16 protein-coding genes are annotated in these 15,825 nt (G+C 72.7%); 7 read left to right on the forward strand and 9 right to left on the reverse strand.

All coding sequences use genetic code 11. The annotated features are described in order from the left end of the window. The first annotated feature begins 35 nt into the window (after positions 1 to 35). The gene (locus ACWF7A_RS09685) at positions 36 to 938 is read left to right on the forward strand and encodes a S1 family peptidase (RefSeq protein ID WP_452250018.1); all 903 of its coding nucleotides are present in this window, start codon (positions 36 to 38) and stop codon (positions 936 to 938) included. Between the two features lie 3 nt (positions 939 to 941). Here the strand turns inward: ACWF7A_RS09685 and ACWF7A_RS09690 are convergent, their stop codons facing one another. After that, entirely contained in the window at positions 942 to 1,676 is a 735-nt protein-coding gene (locus ACWF7A_RS09690) for a zf-HC2 domain-containing protein (protein ID WP_452250019.1), read from the reverse strand. Between the two features lie 67 nt (positions 1,677 to 1,743). Between ACWF7A_RS09690 and sigC the strand changes: the two genes are divergently transcribed. From sigC to ACWF7A_RS09705, 3 genes are all read left to right on the forward strand, one after another. Continuing rightward, positions 1,744 to 2,322: an RNA polymerase sigma factor SigC gene (sigC, locus tag ACWF7A_RS09695; protein ID WP_452250159.1), complete on the forward strand. Its 579-nt coding sequence runs from the start codon at positions 1,744 to 1,746 to the stop codon at positions 2,320 to 2,322. A gap of 142 nt (positions 2,323 to 2,464) precedes the next feature. Further along, complete coding sequence (locus ACWF7A_RS09700) at positions 2,465 to 3,583, forward strand: MFS transporter (RefSeq protein ID WP_452250020.1); 1,119 nt, start codon at positions 2,465 to 2,467, stop codon at positions 3,581 to 3,583. After that, positions 3,568 to 4,407: a hypothetical protein gene (locus tag ACWF7A_RS09705; protein WP_452250021.1), complete on the forward strand. Its 840-nt coding sequence runs from the start codon at positions 3,568 to 3,570 to the stop codon at positions 4,405 to 4,407. Before ACWF7A_RS09700 ends, ACWF7A_RS09705 begins: the two co-directional genes overlap by 16 nt. Here the strand turns inward: ACWF7A_RS09705 and ACWF7A_RS09710 are convergent. Next, a complete protein-coding gene (locus ACWF7A_RS09710) occupies positions 4,388 to 5,470 on the reverse strand; it encodes an acyl-CoA dehydrogenase family protein (protein ID WP_452250022.1) in 1,083 nt (360 codons plus the stop codon). The genes ACWF7A_RS09705 and ACWF7A_RS09710 overlap by 20 nt on opposite strands. An 85-nt stretch (positions 5,471 to 5,555) precedes the next feature. Here ACWF7A_RS09710 and ACWF7A_RS09715 point away from each other — a divergent pair, with 85 nt between their 5' ends. Beyond that, on the forward strand, positions 5,556 to 7,169 hold the full coding sequence (locus ACWF7A_RS09715; protein ID WP_452250023.1) for a CoA transferase: 1,614 nt from the start codon (positions 5,556 to 5,558) through the stop codon (positions 7,167 to 7,169). Next, positions 7,166 to 8,662 carry a class I adenylate-forming enzyme family protein gene (locus tag ACWF7A_RS09720; RefSeq protein ID WP_452250024.1) on the forward strand — a complete coding sequence of 499 codons (1,497 nt, stop codon included), beginning with the start codon at positions 7,166 to 7,168 and terminating at the stop codon, positions 8,660 to 8,662. Before ACWF7A_RS09715 ends, ACWF7A_RS09720 begins: the two co-directional genes overlap by 4 nt. Here ACWF7A_RS09720 and ACWF7A_RS09725 read toward each other — a convergent pair. The 5 genes from ACWF7A_RS09725 to ACWF7A_RS09745 all read right to left on the reverse strand — a co-directional run bounded on the left by ACWF7A_RS09725 (position 8,643) and on the right by ACWF7A_RS09745 (position 12,641). Continuing rightward, the gene (locus ACWF7A_RS09725) at positions 8,643 to 9,398 is read right to left on the reverse strand and encodes a metal ABC transporter solute-binding protein, Zn/Mn family (protein ID WP_452250025.1); all 756 of its coding nucleotides are present in this window, start codon (positions 9,396 to 9,398) and stop codon (positions 8,643 to 8,645) included. The two genes, ACWF7A_RS09720 and ACWF7A_RS09725, sit on opposite strands and share 20 nt — an antisense overlap. Then, entirely contained in the window at positions 9,374 to 10,201 is an 828-nt protein-coding gene (locus ACWF7A_RS09730; protein WP_452250026.1) for a metal ABC transporter permease, read from the reverse strand. The genes ACWF7A_RS09725 and ACWF7A_RS09730 overlap by 25 nt, the downstream gene beginning before the upstream one ends. Next, complete coding sequence (locus tag ACWF7A_RS09735; protein WP_452250027.1) at positions 10,198 to 10,449, reverse strand: hypothetical protein; 252 nt, start codon at positions 10,447 to 10,449, stop codon at positions 10,198 to 10,200. The genes ACWF7A_RS09730 and ACWF7A_RS09735 overlap by 4 nt, the downstream gene beginning before the upstream one ends. Beyond that, positions 10,446 to 11,087 carry a metal ABC transporter ATP-binding protein gene (locus ACWF7A_RS09740; RefSeq protein WP_452250028.1) on the reverse strand — a complete coding sequence of 214 codons (642 nt, stop codon included), beginning with the start codon at positions 11,085 to 11,087 and terminating at the stop codon, positions 10,446 to 10,448. Before ACWF7A_RS09740 ends, ACWF7A_RS09735 begins: the two co-directional genes overlap by 4 nt. A 123-nt stretch (positions 11,088 to 11,210) precedes the next feature. After that, entirely contained in the window at positions 11,211 to 12,641 is a 1,431-nt protein-coding gene (locus tag ACWF7A_RS09745; RefSeq protein ID WP_452250029.1) for an FAD-binding oxidoreductase, read from the reverse strand. 105 nt (positions 12,642 to 12,746) lie between these two features. Here ACWF7A_RS09745 and ACWF7A_RS09750 point away from each other — a divergent pair, with 105 nt between their 5' ends. After that, a complete protein-coding gene (locus ACWF7A_RS09750) occupies positions 12,747 to 14,114 on the forward strand; it encodes an alpha/beta fold hydrolase (protein WP_452250030.1) in 1,368 nt (455 codons plus the stop codon). Here ACWF7A_RS09750 and ACWF7A_RS09755 read toward each other — a convergent pair. Both ACWF7A_RS09755 and ACWF7A_RS09760 read right to left on the reverse strand, forming a co-directional pair. Continuing rightward, on the reverse strand, positions 14,087 to 14,974 hold the full coding sequence (locus ACWF7A_RS09755; RefSeq protein WP_452250031.1) for a quinone oxidoreductase family protein: 888 nt from the start codon (positions 14,972 to 14,974) through the stop codon (positions 14,087 to 14,089). The two genes, ACWF7A_RS09750 and ACWF7A_RS09755, sit on opposite strands and share 28 nt — an antisense overlap. Continuing rightward, positions 14,959 to 15,825, reverse strand: a complete 867-nt coding sequence (locus ACWF7A_RS09760) for a dioxygenase family protein (RefSeq protein ID WP_452250032.1) — start codon at positions 15,823 to 15,825, stop codon at positions 14,959 to 14,961. Before ACWF7A_RS09760 ends, ACWF7A_RS09755 begins: the two co-directional genes overlap by 16 nt.

Below are 15,825 nucleotides of genomic sequence, written 5' to 3' on the forward strand. Positions count from 1 at the left end.
GAGCGGATCTCAGTCCGGTAACGAGAGGGCGCCACATGGGCAAACACCACGATGACAACCGCCGCGCCAAGGTGATCGCGGGCGCCGTCGGGCTGGTCGCCGTGGCGATCACCGCCTCGACGTTCACGGCGAGCCAGGCGGCCCCGGAGCAGCGCGCGGACCCCGCGAAGGCCACCGAGACGTTGCGCGAGAAGGCGTCCGTGCCGGGGACCGCGTGGGCCGTGAACCCGTCGACGAACGAGGTCCTCGTCACCGCGGACAGCACCGTGACCGGCGCCAAGTGGGACAACCTGGTGTCGACGGTGAACGCCATGGGCTCGGGCGTGAAGCTGCAGCGCACCGCCGGCACTTTCACGTTGTTCGCCGAGGGCGGGGACGCGATCTTCGCGGGCAACAGCCGCTGCTCGCTCGGCTTCAACGTCGTGACGAACGACAACCGTCCCGCCATCCTCACCGCCGGCCACTGCACGGCCGCGGGCAGGCAGTTCTCCCTCACACCGGGCGGAAGGGCCGCCGCCACCGTCGCGCGCTCGACGTTCCCCGGCGCAGGCGACTTCGCCCTGCTCACCTACAACAACCGCGACACCGCCGCGCCCAGCGAGGTCGACACGGGCAACGGCCGCAAGGTGCGCATCCAGCGCGCGGCCGAGGCGCGGGTCGGCACGCAGGTCCAGCGCATGGGCAGCACGACGGGCCTGCGCTCGGGCCGCGTCACCGGCCTCAACGCCACCGTGAACTACCCGGAGGGCCGCGTGACCGGCCTGATCCAGACCACGGTGTGCGCCGAGGGCGGCGACAGCGGCGGGCCGATGTTCACGGCCAACGGCAACGCGATCGGCCTCACGTCGGGCGGGAGCGGCAACTGCCGCCAAGGCGGCGTGACGTTCTTCCAGCCCGTCACCAGGGCGCTCGCCGCGGTCGGCGCGCGCATCCCGTAAGACTCAGGCGGCGTCCCGCCTGCTCACGGGACGCAGCCTGATCCGGCGCCGCACGCGACGCCGTCCAGCACGGTCCACCGCGCTGGAGGTGTCGCGTGCGGTGTCGCCGTCGTTGTGCGCCAACGGAGTGCGGTCGCCCGGATCGCGTTCGCTGAAGTGCACGAAAGCGAGCAGCACCAGCCCGACGAGCAACAGCGAGTGCGAGAAGACCCGCGCCGCCGTCGCCGTGCCGCTGACGAGGTCGCTGGCGGAGTAGGGGATCAGCACGGCGACGAACGCGGCCGTGACCGGCAGCATGCCCGCCACCGCGGACGGGCGCAGCGCCGTCCACAGCAGACCGAGACCGAGCGCGAGGTTCCACGCCGTGCTCTCGTTGAACAGGTGGCTGCTGTCCACACCGGTCGTGTGACCGCTGTGCGCGCCGCTGACCCCGAGCACCTGGGCCAGGCCGAGCGTGAGCTGCGCGACGGCGACGCCCGTGAGCAACCCGCGCGGCAGCCAGCCCCTGGGCGGCGGCGGGCTGATCGGCGGGGCTGCGTCGAGGATCGCGGCGGCCAGGTCGGGGACCTGCGTGGCGGGTCTCACGCGGAGGGTGCGGGTGAGCGCGGCGGCGCTGTCGTGCCACTCCCGGCAGGACGCGCAGCTGTCGAGGTGCGCGTCCACCTGGTCGGCGGGCACGCCCTCTGGTTCCCCGTCGAGCCTCGCGGACAGGGCTTCGCGGCAGATGTTGCACTCCACACCCCCATTGTCGGCTAGTGGCCGTTCACAGTTCCCAGCGATCTTCGAGGTTGGGTTACTCTGCCGAATCGTGTCGACTTCGAGGGGTGACGACGAGGCGGTCACGGCGTGTGCGCTGGCCGCCGGTGCCGGTGATCGCGAGGCGCTGGAGCGGTTCATCCGCCTGACGCAGCGCGACGTCTGGCGGCTGGTCGCCCACCTCGCCGGCATCGGGGTCGCCGACGACCTGACGCAGGACGTCTACCTGCGCGCCCTCCGTTCGCTGCCGGGTTTCGAGGCCCGTTCCTCGGCCCGCACCTGGCTGCTGTCGATCGCCCGCCGCACCGTCGTGGACCACATCCGCGCCGCCGTCGCGCGCCCGTCGATCGCCTGGTCGGCCGACTACCAGCTGGCCTCGGACGCGGACCGCTACGCCGAGCACGCCCGTTCGGCGGGGTTCGAGGACGTGGTGGAGCTCAACGTGCTGCTCGCGGCCCTAGCGCCCGAACGCCGCGAGGCGCTGCTGCTGACCCAGGTCCTCGGCCTGTCCTACGCCGAGGCGGCCGAGGTCGTCGGCTGCCCGATCGGGACCGTGCGGTCGCGGGTGGCCCGTGCGCGGGAGGACCTGATCAGCGGCCAGGACCACGAGGACGTCGGCGTCGTCTAGGCCCTGTCCTGCAGGTCTCGGCCGCGACAGTCGCGGCCGAGGGCCGTGACTCTCGTCGAACAGACCTGCAGGACAGGGCCTGGCGCGAACGCTCTTCGGTTCCCCGGGGAACCGAACGGGTCCCGCGTCCGACTAGTCGGGCGTGGAGAAGGTTCACCTGCGCTCGCGGGCAGCGGTGCCGGTGCTGACGACGGCGGCGATGACGGCCTCGATGCTGCCGTTGTTCCTGCTGGGAGCGCTGTCACCCGCGCTGGTGCGGGAGTTCGGCATCGCGCGGCCGTTGCTCGGCGTGCTCGTGACGGCCGGGTTCGGGGTGGCGGTGGTGCTGTCGCTGGTGATCGGGCCGGTGGTCGACGCCGCAGGGCCGCGCCGGTCGGTGATCGCGCTGTTCGCGACGAGCGCGGTGGCGCTGACCGTCTTCGCCTCGGCGCCGCACTACGCCGTGCTGGTGCTCGCGGTCGCGCTCGGGGGCGTTCCGCAGGCGCTGGCGAACCCGTCGACCAACAAGCTGATCGCCTCGTCCGTCGCCGCGCCGCGACGGCCCGTGGTGCTGGGGATCAAGCAGTCCGGGGTGCAGCTGGGCGCGTTCGTCGCCGGACTGCCGCTCGCGTGGCTGGCCGACGGCGTGGACTGGCGGCTCGCGGTGGGCGTGGCGGCCGCTCTGGCGCTGGTGGCGGCGTTCGGGTGCCTGGTGCTCCCGGCCGACCCCGCACCCGCCAGGCCTGCCCTGCGGATCTCGCTCACCGCGGACCCGGTGATCTGGCGGCTGGCCGGGTTCTCCGTGCTGCTCGGCTCCGGCATCGCGGCGGTCAACACCTACGTGGCGCTGTTCGCGACGGAGGAGCTCGGGTTCACCGCGCCGGTCGCGGCCGGGCTGGTCGCGGTGCTCGGTGTGGTCGGCATCGCGGGCCGGATCCTGTGGACGCGGGTGGCGGGGGCGGGTCCGCTGCTGGTCTGGTTGTCCGCCGCCGCTGTGCTGTCGCCGGTGCTGATGCTCACCGAGGTGCCCGCGCTGGCCTGGGTGGCGATGGTGGTCGTCGGCGGATGTGCCGTGGCGGCGAACGCGATCTCGATGGTGCTGGTCGTGGCCGCGTCCCGCGGACCAGAACTGGGGCGCAGCTCCGCGCTGGTGTCGGCCGGGTTCTTCGCCGGGTTCGCGGCCGGTCCGCCGCTCTTCGGGCTGCTCGGCTACACCGGCGGGTGGGTGCTGGTGGCGGCCGAGTTCGCCGCGGCGGCGGTGGTCGCGTGGCGGGCGAGGTGAGGGAACGGCGCGAGGCGACGCCGGCGGTCGAGTCGGCCGCGGTGGAGGCTGCTGTGGAGGCTGCGGTGAAGGAGCGGGTGGAGGCGACGCTGGCGGAGGTCGGCGACCGGTTCCCGCTGCACGCCGATCCCGTGTCAGGCCGGTGGCGCACCACCGCTCGCGGTTCGTGGGCGGGCGGGTGCTGGGCGGGGTTGCTGTGGCTGACCGGACACCCCGCTGCGGCGCGGTGGACGGCGAAGCTCGACCGCTGGCACGACAGCGACACCGTCCTGCAGGGCCTGATCTTCTGGTACGGCAGGGGAGACGTCTCGCGTGCCGCGTGCTCGCTCGCCTCCCGCGCCGTGGACGGCGTGATCGGGTGGGGCACGGCGTTCGGCCCCGACACCGGTCTCCGGGCGGACGGCGCGGCCGGGGTCGTGCCGCTGCTCGCGTCCGCCGGCCTGCACGAGCTGGCGCGGTCCCATGTGGACGCTCACCTGGACCTCGACGAGACGTGGCCGCGCGGCCGGGCCTGGCTGATGCTGGCGGCGGCCGACGCGGTGCAGTGGCTGGGAGAGGACTATCGCCCGCGGGCGTTGGCCAGGGCAGGGGAGTGGAGCGCCCCTGGTGACACGGCGGCGGACGCGATCGCCGCCGTCGCGATGCTCAAGCTGGGCCTGGACGCGACGCCGGTTCTCGATCGTCTGAAGAGCGCCGTGCGCGACGGGCGGCTGCTCGGCGGCACCTACGACGACCTGCGCGACCACGAACTGGTCTGGGGCACCTTCTTCTACGCCCTGGCCCTGGCGATCGCGTCCGGGGAGGTCAGTTCGCGCGAGTTCTGAGCACTCGCCGCGCGGTGTCGGACACGTGCATCTCGTCGGCGCCGTCGAGGATGCGGGCCGCCCGCCCGATCCGCGCGAGCCTCGGCAACGCGGTGTCGGGACCGAGCCCCTCCGCCCCGAACACCTGGATCGCCGCATCGGTCACCTGGTGCAGGGTGCGTGCCGCCGCGACCTTCGCGAGCCCGATTTCAGTGCGCGCGTCCTGCTGCGCCACAACGAGATCGGCCGCCTGGCGGGTGAGCGCCCGCGCCGACCGGATGGCCAGCAGCGACTCGAAGACGTGCTGCTGCACCAGCTGGCGGTCGGCGAGGACGCTGCCGCGCACCTGGCGTTCGCTCGCGCGTGAGCACATCAGCTCGAACGCGCGCTCCGCCATCCCGACCCACCGCAGGCAGCGCAACGTCCGGCCGAGCGCGAGCCTGGTCCCGGCGATCGCGAGCCCGTCACCACCGTCGCCGAGCAGGTGGTCGTCCGGTACGAAGACGTCGTCCAGCGCGATCTCGAACTGACCGCCCACGCCCAGCACCGGGATCTCCCGCACCACGCGGAAGCCGGACACCACGAACAACGACCCGCTCGCCAGAACCGTGACGTACGAGGCACTCCCGGCCCCGGTCGTGAACCACTTCCGGCCGTTGAGTACCCAGCCACCGCCGGTCCGGACGGCGGTCGTGCGCGCGGCGGCCGGATCAGAGCCCGCCACCCCCGGCTCGGTCATCGCGTAGCTGCCGGAGATCTCCCCGGCCACCAACGGCTCGAGGTACTTCGACAAGGCCGGACGGCCGAACCGCTGGAACATCCGCACGTCGAGCAGGCAGGCCGAACCGAGCGCGGCCGGGCCGTGGTCGCTGCTGCCTTCCTGTTCCGCCAGCGCGAAGTACTCGTCGAGCCCCAGCCCGCCACCGCCGAGCTCCCGCGGCAGTGGCAAGGCCCACAACCCCGCGGACCTGGCGTGCTCCCGCAACCCGGCCAGTTCCCCGCGGCCCGCCTCACCACCTGCGTCGAGCACCGCCTCGCTGGGCTGCACCCGTTCCCGGACGAACGCGGAAACCTGTTCCCGCACCGGCGTTCTCCTCCCCGCTGGGAACTCGGGCGGTGTCCCGCCCGACTGGTGGACGACCGACCGCCACCGCCAGGAGGAGGCCCGCGTGACCCTGCACCTCGACCGGACGACGAGCGATCCGCCGTTGTCCGCCACCGAGATCACCGTCCGCGGCGACTCGGCCGCGTCCGACGTGCTCGGCGCGCTCCTGCACCAGTCGGGCGCGAGCGTGTCCCGGTTCCCGGACAACGGCGGTGAGCCCGCCCACGTCGAGGCCGCCGCCTCGCTGACGGTCACCTGGGCGGGCCCGCTGACCGGCGTCACCGACGAGGCGAGCGCTCAGGCCTTGTGCGGACTGATGCACGTGCACGGCCGCAGCCAGGGCTCACCACGGGGCCTCGGCCTCGACTACTGCGCCACCGCGGCAGGTGTCGTCGGCGGCACGGGGCTGCTCGCGGCGTTGTTCGCCGGCCGGTCGAGCGTCACGACGAGCGTCGCGCAGTCCGCGCTGATGACGGTCTCGCAGTACCTCGCGGCCGCCGGTGCGCCGGAGGCGGAGGCCACGGCGCTCGAGCCGGGCGGGCCGCCGTTCCGGAGCGAGGACGGGGTGCTGTTCGAGGTCGAGGCGCTCGATCCGGCGGTGTGGCAGGCGTTCTGGACGCGGCTCGGTGTGCCGGGGAAGGTGATCGGAGCGGGCTGGAGGCCGTTCCAGTTCCGGTATCCGACCGCGACCGCGCCGCTCCCGGCGGAGCTGCACGCGGCGGCCGAGGCTCGGACGTTCGCCGAACTGACGGCGCACGCCCACGCGACGGCGATGAGCATCTGCCACCTCCACGAGCCGAACTCGGTGCCGGGACCGGCTTTTGAACTGTCCGTTGTGGACTCGGCAGGATCGCCCAGGACCGTCTCGGCACCGGGTGACCTGCCCCTGACCGGACTGGTCGTGCTGGAAGCGGGCCGTCGCGTCCAGGCGCCCCTGGCGGCGCACCTCCTCGGACTGCTCGGCGCCACGGTCGTGCGCGTCGAACCGCCGGGCGGCGACCCGTTGCGCGGCATGCCACCCGTGTGCGGCGACACCTCGGCCCGCTGGCTGGCCCTGAACCGCGGCAAGTCGGCCGTCGAGATCGACATCAAGGACCCGGCGGATCGCGACCGGCTCCGCGACCTGGTCCGCACCGCCGACGTCTTCCTGCACAACTGGGCTCCCGGCACCGCCGAACGCCTGGGGCTGGGCGCCCACGACCTGGCCGCGGTGAACCCGTCCCTGGTGTTCGTCCACACCTCGGGCTGGGCGGGCCGAGTCCCGGACGCGCCGCTGGGCACCGACTTCATGGCACAGGCCCGCACCGGTCTCGGCGCGTTGCTCAGACCGGCCGACGAACCCCCGGCGCCGTCGCTCATGACACTGCTGGACGTGCTGGGCGGCCTCCTCGGCGCCTACACGACCGTCGCGGCGCTGCTCCAGCGCGACCGCACCGGCCAGGCGATCCGCGCGGAGTCGTCCCTGCTCGCGGCGGCCGAACTGCTGCGGCTGCGTGCGAACGGCCGTCCCGCTCCGGGATTCCGCCGCCCGCTGCTCGGCGACGGCGGCTGGACGCACGACGGCGTTCCCGTCACCGAGGACCTCGCCTCGATCACCACCGACCCGCGGTTCTTCCGAGCCGTGGCGTTCGACTCCGCCGGATGCCCGGAAGTCCTGACACCCTGGAGGTTCAGATGACGACGACCACCGTCCACGACCTCGTCCCCGCCGCGCTGCGTCACGAGTGGGCCGAGCGGGGCCACTACCCGGACCGCGACATCTACGACCTGTTCGCGGTGAGGGTGTTCTTACATCCTTTGCGCGCAGCCGTGATCGACGACGAGGGCGAGCTGACCTACGCGCAGCTCAACGAACTCGCGTTGCGCATGGCCGCGAACCTCGACGAACGCGGTGTCCGGCAAGGCGACGTCGTCGCCGTGCAGCTGCCCAACGGCCGGTACGCGGTGGCGGCCGACCTCGCCGTCGCCGCGGTGGGCGGGGTGGTGCTGCCGTTCCCGGTCGGCCGCGGCGAGCACGAGGCACGGTCGCTGGTCGCCCGCAGCGGCGCGGTGGGTGTGATCGCCGACGATCTGCCGGACGCCTGGACCACCGCGGAGCTGCTGGCCCCGGCCGGGGTGTTCGAGCCGGTGCGTCCGGACCCCAACGGTCCGGCGCGGATCCTCGTGTCGTCGGGCTCGGAGGCCGAGCCGAAGATGGTGCTGTACTCGCACAACGCCTTGCTGGGCGGGCGCGGGGCGTTCGTGGGCAGGCTGATCCCGCCGGGCGAGGAGCTGCGGGCGTTGTTCCTCGTGCCGCTGGCGTCGTCATTCGGCTGCAACGGGACCACGGTCACGCTCGCCCGCCACGGCGGTACCTTGGTGTTGCAGGGCAGGTTCAGTCCTCAGTCCACTGTGGAACTGATCGAACGGGCGCGGCCGACGCACCTGTTCGGCGTGCCGACGATGTTCAAGATGCTGCTCGATCTGCCTGGAGACTTCTCGTCCATCCGCGTGGTCGCCCCCGGCGGCGCCCAGCTCGACGAGGCGACGGCCGCGGCGTGCCGCGAGGTGTTCGGCGCCGTCGTCGTCAACGTCTACGGCTCCGCCGACGGCGTCAACTGCCACACCGCCCTCGACGACCGGCCGGGCCGCGGCGCCGGACGCCCCAACCCCGCCGTGGCCGAGATCCTGGTCGTGGACGACGCACTGCGTCCCGTCCCCGCTGGTGCGGTCGGGGAGATCGTCGCGCGGGGACCCATGAGCCCGTTGCGCTACGTCGACGACGACCTCAACGCCCGCTACCGCACGCCCGACGGCTGGGTCCGCACCGGTGATCTCGGGGTGTTCGACGCGGAGGGCTACCTCTCGGTCGTGGGGCGCCGCAAGGACATCGTGATCCGCGGTGGTGCGAACATCAGCCCGGCGGAGGTGGAACAGGCGCTGGCCGCCCACCCGTCGGTCCGCGACGTCGCCTGCGTCGGCGTGCCGGACGAGCTGATGGGGGAGCGGCTGTGCGCGTGCCTCGTGGTGAGCGCGCCGGTGACCGTCGCGGAGCTGGGGGAGTTCCTGGGGGAGCTCGCGCGGTACAAGCACCCGGAGCGCCTGCTGGTGTTGCCCGAGTTCCCCCTGACCCCGGCGGGCAAGGTCGACCGGGACGCCCTGCGCGAGATCGCTAGGCGAGAGCGTCGCTGATCGTCTTGGCGTTGGCGCGGTAGACGCCGAGCAGGTCGTTGTCGTCGTCGGGATAGTTGACGAGGTCGACCTGCTCGGCGTTCGCGTCGGGCAGAACGGTGCCGGTGCTCATGTGCGAGTTCTCGAAGACGAACTGCGGCGCCTTGTTCTGGAGGTCCACGAGCTGGGACGGGGTCACCGGCTCCGGCCCGTAGACGCCGAGCAGCTCCGCTCCCGCGAGGTCGGCGGCGTACCCGACGAACATCTGCGCGACGACCTTCGGCCGCTGCCCGCCCGGCCACTTCGCCTTCACCTCACCGGCGAGCTTCGCGTACTCCGCGTCGAACCCGTCGATCCACTTCTTCGCCGCGGCCTGCGTCCCGAACAACTCCCCGAGCCGCGTGACCTCGGCCTTGACCTTGTCGCGCGAGTTGTCGAGCGCGACCTCGACCTTCTTCGCGTTCGACCCGGCCGCGTCCGTGATCTTCGGCGCGAACGACTCGAACGGCGCGTACAGCACGTAGTCCGCGTCCGCCACGGCCTTCAGGTCGGACGGCTTCGGGTCGTAGTCCGGCGCGTGCAGCACGGACCTGGGCACGATGACGGTGACGTTGGTGGCCCCGGCCGCCTTGGCGAACCCGGCCTCCCAACTGGTCGTCGCCACGACCTTCGGCCCGTCCTGCGGCGGAGCCTGTGCGGTCGTGCCGCACCCGGCCAGCGCCAGGACGGCGGTCAGTGCGACGAGGCGGACTGCCATGCGGGAGTTCTCCGTTCGGGAAGGAGGTGGGCGGCGAGCGCGACCGCGCCCGCCAGGAGCACGAGGACCGGACCAGGCGGCTGGTCCAGCAGCAGGGCCAGGGCGAACCCGGCCAGGTTGACGACGACACCGATCCCGACGGCCCACAACGCCATGCCGGTCAACGACTGAGCGAGCCGCCGCGCCGCCAGAGCCGGCAACAACGTCAGCGCGTCGACCAGCAACGCCCCGGTCAACCGGATGGCGCCGGCGATGGCGACCGCCACCAGCACCAGCAACACGAGCGTCAACCGGTCGACCGGCACACCGGAGCACGCGGCCAGCTCGCGGTCGTGCAACAGGAGCGCGAGCTGCCTGCGCCGCCACACGAACAACCCGGGCACGACGACCGCGAGCACACCGAGCAGGACCACGTCCCCCGTCCTGGTGGCGAGGATCGAGCCCCACAGCAGCTCGAACGCCGCCGACGCGTTCACGCCGGAGATCGAGAGCACGAGCAGCGCGGCGGCGATCGCGAGGCTCATCAGCAGGCCCATCGCCCCGGACAGGCCGGACCGGCTGCGCGCGAGCGGGGTGAGGCCGGCGCCGGACAGTCCACACGCGACCACCGCGCACAGCAACGGGTCCAGGCCTGTCAGCAGGCCGACCGCGATGCCCAGCAACGCCGTGTGCATCATGGCGAAGCGGACCGGCATGATGTCGAGGCCGATGATGACGACACCGACGATCGGCAGGGCCACGGCGCCGAGCAGGAGGGCGAAGGCCGCGCGCTGGACGGCGGCCAGCTCGAGCAGCTCGATCACGTGAGCTCCCGCGCGGTGGCGGGACAGGGGGCGTGCGCGACTACGAGGTCCCGTGAGGTGGTGGGACGAGGGGCGTGCGTGATCACGAGGTCCCGTGAGGTGGTGGAGCGTGGGGCGTGCGTGATCACGAGGTCCCGCGCGGTGGTGGGGAAAGGGGCGTGCGCGACTACGAGGTCCCGTGAGGCGGTGGGACGAGGGGCGAGCTCGATCACCAGCTCCCGCGAACGGCGTGAGACGAGCCCGGTCACGTGATCTCCCGCAACGACCCGGCCGCCATCTCCAGCACCCGCCCGCACCGCTCCACCACGGCCCGGTCGTGCGTCACGACCACCACCGTGGCGGGCAGCCTCGCCAGCAACCCGGCGACCGCCGCCTGCCCCTCGAAGTCCAGCGCCGCGGTGGGTTCGTCGGCCAGCACCACCCCGGCCCCGGCCTCGATGCACCCGATCGCCCGAGCCAGGTAGGCCCGCTGCAACTGCCCGCCGGACAACGTGTGCACCGGCCGCCGTCCCAGCTCACCCACCCCGAGCTCGAAGGCGGCCTCACGGGCGCGGGCCACCGCGCCGCTGCTCGCCAGCAGCTCGTCCACCAGCAGCGGGAACCGCCCGGCGGCCTGCCGTTGCGGGATCCACGCGACCTCCCGCCGGCGCCGCGCCCAGTCAGCGGCTGTGCGGGCCTGCCGCGAGCCGACCGCGACGACCCCGGACGCGGCGCGGTGCAGGCCCAGGACGGTGCGCAGCAGGGTCGTCTTGCCGGAGCCGTTCGTGCCGGTCAGCGCCACGCACTGGCCGGGGGCCACGTCGAGGGACACGTCGCGCACGACGGTTCTGCCGCCGTGCGCACAGCTCACCCCCGCCAGCTGGACCGGCAGACCTGTCGTTTCCACGAGCATCTAGTCGGGGCGCGCACCCGATCAGTTCCCTCGAAGGGGTGAGATCGGGAACTTCCGCGCGGCACCGTCCGACCAGTGGACGGGTCACGCCGGACCGGTCAGCTCACCTGTCCGGCGTCACCGGGAGATCGCCTGCGCGAAGGCGAACACGTGGTCCGGGTCGTACTGGGCGGCGACGTCCTTCAGACGGGCGAGGTTGCCGCCGTAGTACGCCTGGGCCCACTGCGGCATCTGCGGGTCGATGTAGTTCACGTACCCGCCGTCGCCCACCAGCGCGCCGAGGCCGTCACGGATGCCCGCCAGTGCGACGCGGGCCTCCGCGGCGGCCTCGGGCGGTGTCTTGAGGTAGATCTGCACGTTCGCGAGAGCCGTGCGGTGCGGGAACGCGGTCGCGTCCGGCGCCACGTCGGCCACCGCGCCGCGCAGGCCGTCGAAGATCAGGTACGTCTCGTCGGACTGGCCCGCCAGCAGTTGCACGGCCTTCGCCGGGTCGCCGATCGGTTCCCGCACGATGCGCGACGACGCGACGGCCGACTCGCGGGTGATCGGACCGCCCGCGAAGTACTGCGTGGCCTCCGCGTAGGTCTGGGGCTGGATGAACCGCTGTGCCGGGGCGGGCAGCCGGTTCACCAGCGACGCGAGCTCGCCGACGGAGCCCACGAAGCAGCCGCCGATCTTGCAGCTCGGCTGAGGGCCGCCGCGCACGACCGCGTTGGACCACAGTGCGTTCGGCGCCTCCGCGATCCAGCCCTGCCACGCGGCGAGCGCGTCCGCCGCGTTCGGGTACGACAGCGAGAACACGGTCACGTCCGGGGCCGGCACGGTGGAGAACACGAACTCGGTGACGATCCCGAAGTTGCCCCCGCCACCGCCGCGCAACGCCCAGAACAGGTCCGGCTCCTGCTGCGCGGACGCGGTGACCAGCTGCCCGGAGGCCGTCACCACCGTCGCCGACACCAGGTGGTCGCACGTCAGCCCGTACTTGCGCGAGAGCACGCCGATGCCGCCGCCCAGCGTCAGGCCCGCGACGCCGACCGTCGGGCACGTACCGGTCGGCAGGCACCGGCCGGAGGCCACCAGAGCTTTCGCCACGTCCCCCAGGGCGGCGCCGGACCCGATGCGCACCCGGTCGCCCGGCAGGACCTCGATGCCGGCCAGCCCGCGCACGTCGACCTGCAGGCCGCCGGCGGGCGACGAGTACCCGGCGTAGCTGTGGCCGCCGCTGCGGGCCGCGATGGCCACGCGGCCCCGTGCGGCCTCGACGCACGCCTGCACGTCCGCGGCCGAGGTGACCTTGGCGACGGCGGCGGGTTTCTGGCCGTCCCAGACGGGGTTGAAGCCCTGGTAGGCGAAGCCGTCGTCCCCCGCGAGCACGAGCCGTCCGGACAGCTTGGTGCGCAAAGCGGTCCAGTCGGGCGGTCCACTTGAAACGGACGAACTGGACGGTGGCGCCACCGGGGTGCTGGGAGTGGTGCAGGCCGCGAGCGCGGCACCGGCGCCGGCGAGCCCCGCGACCTTCAGAAACCTGCGTCGATCCACTCGGCCCATGGTGGCACGCCATGATCAGCCGCGCACTCCGTGCTACCTCAGGAGGACATCGGCCCAGTCCACAGCGTGATGCGAGCTGACGTGCCGCACATCCACGCTGCAAAGGTGGCACTACTTCGAACAACCGCACTCGTGGCCGTCGTGGGACTGATCCCGCTCGCACCCCAGGCCCACGCAACCCCGGACCTCGGCTGGGGCGCGTGCGACAAACCCGTCGCGCAAGGAGTCGAATGCGGCACCCTCACGGTGCCGGTCGACTGGGCGGAACCGGCCAAGGGCACGACAGGTCTGCGCGTCTACAGGTCGAAGGCCGAGCACAGCAGGGGAACGATCCTGGGCTTCCCGTCAGGCCCCGGACAGCCCGGCGACTTCACCTTCGGCACCCTGCGAGGCGCTCTGCCCGGCTACGACCTGATCGCGCTGGACCCGCGCGGCGTCGGGGAGAGCCACCCGACGACCTGCGACTTCGACAAGATCCTCAAGATCCCGTACGTCCCGCCGACGGACGCGGCGGCGTTCGAGACGCTGAAGCAGAACCAGAAGGCGTTCTGGTCCACGTGCACGACCGGTGTGCCGGGCCTCGACGACCACCTCGACGCCTACAGCACCGCGAGGGACGCGGACGCGCTGAGGAAGTCCGTGGGCGCCGAGAGGATCAGTGTGTACGGACTCTCCTACGGCACGTTGCTCGCCGAGCGCTACCTGGAGAGGTTCGGCCGGCACGTCGACGGCTCGATCATCGAGGGCGTGATGAACCCGGACCAGAGTCGCAGGGAGTTCATGACCACGGCCGCCGCGGGAGTCGAGGCGATCTTCACGAGGTTCGCGCAGTGGTCCGCCGAGACGCCGGAGAGCGCGCTGCACGGCCGGAACCCGGCCGACGTGTTCCGCGAGGCGCAGCAGAACGCGGGCAGGCTGCCCGGCACGTTCTTCGGCTTTCCCTGGTCCGAAGCCATGATCACGCGCTACTTCGAGATCTTCGCGCCACGCGACTTCGCCGAGGTGGCGAAGGGGCTGCGCGACCTGGCCGACGGCCGCAACCCCTTCCCGGACGAGCCGGGCGGGGAGGAGCCGCCGGAGCGGTTCGAGTACGCCGACCCGAACACCTGCTCGGACTGGCCGTTCGCCGTGCCGAACGTGCACGAGGCCCGCGAGGACCTGAGGTCGGCGAGGAAGGCCGCGCCGGTCGTCGGGTTCTCCACGAACTCCAGCAACTACTCGTCGATCTGCGTGGGCGGCCCGAGGACCGGACGGCCGAAGCCCGTGTCCTCGCGCAGCAAGAACCCGACGCTGCTGCTGAGCAACACGCTCGACCCGGCGACGCCGAAGGCCTGGGCGGACGCGGTGCAGAAGCAGTTGGGGCGCAAGGCGATCCACGTCGTCACCGACCGCGTCGGGCACGGCGGTGGCATGGACGACCCGGTGACACTGCGGAAGGTCCGGGACTACATGGACAGCACGACCCGGCCGTGAGTGGTGCGGTGCCAGGCCTCCGCGACGTCCGCGAGCGGCACCACCTCGTGGTCGACGGTGAGCGCACCCGCCGCCGCGTGCCGGGCGATCACGGAGATGGCGTCGGCGCGTTGCTGCGGGGTCAGCTCGTTGTTCGTGTACCCGGTGAGCCGCAACGACCTGCTGCGCAACGTGGACGACGTGATCGGGCTGGTCTCGCCCGCCGACCCGCCGAGGTTCACCCACCGGCCGCCCGGGCGCAACGCCTGGGCGGCCGCGGCGGCGGGAGGCCCGAACAACGGGTCGACCAGCAGGTCGGCGCCCTGGGCGGCTTGAGCCACGTCCTCCAGTGCGACCACGACGTCCGCTCCCGCCCGTACCGCGCGGTCACGGCCCTCCGCCGACCGCGCGGCGGCCACCACCCGTCCGGCACCGGCGAGACGCGCGAGCTGGATCGCGGACTGGCCGACCGCCCCGCAGCCGAGCACGACGACGGTCTCGCCGGGCGCGAGCGACTCCAACGCCCTGTGCGCGGCGACGGCCGACAACCCGAGCGCGGCCATCACGACCGGGTCGACGTCCGGCAGGAACACCAGGTCCTCCGGACGTGCCAACGCCTTCACGGCCATGCTCCCGTCACCGGAGGCCATCCCGGCGGAGGTCGGGAACCACACCATGCGCCCGTCGACTGTCCCGATCCCCTGCACACCAGGCACATAGGGAGTGGCGGGCACGCCGAAGTACGACGTACCACCGGCGCACAAGCGGTCCAGCGGCGTGACGGGCGCGGCGAGGACGTCGACGACGACCTCGCCGGAAGGCTCGTCCCGGTCAACGAGCGACGGAGGCTGACCGGGACGAACGACTACTGCGGCGCGCACGGCTGCAGGACGAAGTCGTACACGGCCAGAACCCAAGGCGCGGCGGAGTTCCCGCCGTCCGGCGTCGGACCGGGCGCGTGCTGCTCGAAGCTGACGACCAGCTCCTGCTTGGTGCCGAACACGACGTCGCTGTCGAGGTACTCGGCGCCCTCCTCGAACAGGTGCGTGATCAGCGGTTCGAAACCCTCCGCGGTGAGCAGGAAGTGCACGTGCGCCGGCCGGTAGTGGCTGATCCCGGTCTGCCCGATCAACGCGCCGACCGGCCCGTCCATCGGGATCGAGTAGCCCTTCGGCGTGATCGTGCGGACGCAGTAGGAGCCGTCCGGCTCGGCGTGGTACTTCGCCCGCAACCGCGCCTCGTCCACCTCGAGCTGGGCCTCGTACGCGCCTTCGGCGTCGGCCTGCCAGACGTCCAGCACCGCGCCGGGCACGGGCGAGCCGTCCAGCGAGCGCACTGTTCCGGTGAGGTAGAGCGGGGTTCCTTCGACGTCGTCGGACATGTCACCGCCGAACCCGAGCTCGGGGGAGCCGTCGATGTGGAACGGCCCGAGCACGGTCGCCGGTGTCGCGCCCTCCTCGAACCGGTGGTTCATCTGCACGACCAGCATGCTCAGCCCGAGCACGTCCGACGCCAGGATGAACTCCTCGCGCTTGGCGTCGCTGATCTGGCCGGTCGCGGTGAGCCACCCGATCGCCGCCATCCACTCGGCCTCCGTGAGCCGCACCTCGCGTGCGAACTCGTGCAGGTGCCGGACCAGCGCGGTCATCAGCAGCGCGGTCCGCGGGTCCTTCGCGGTGGCCCAGCGCTGCTCCGCGAGCGCGGTGATGTTGTCCTCGGTGACGAGCTGCAT

It is taken from the genome of Lentzea sp. NPDC055074 (assembly GCF_053608005.1).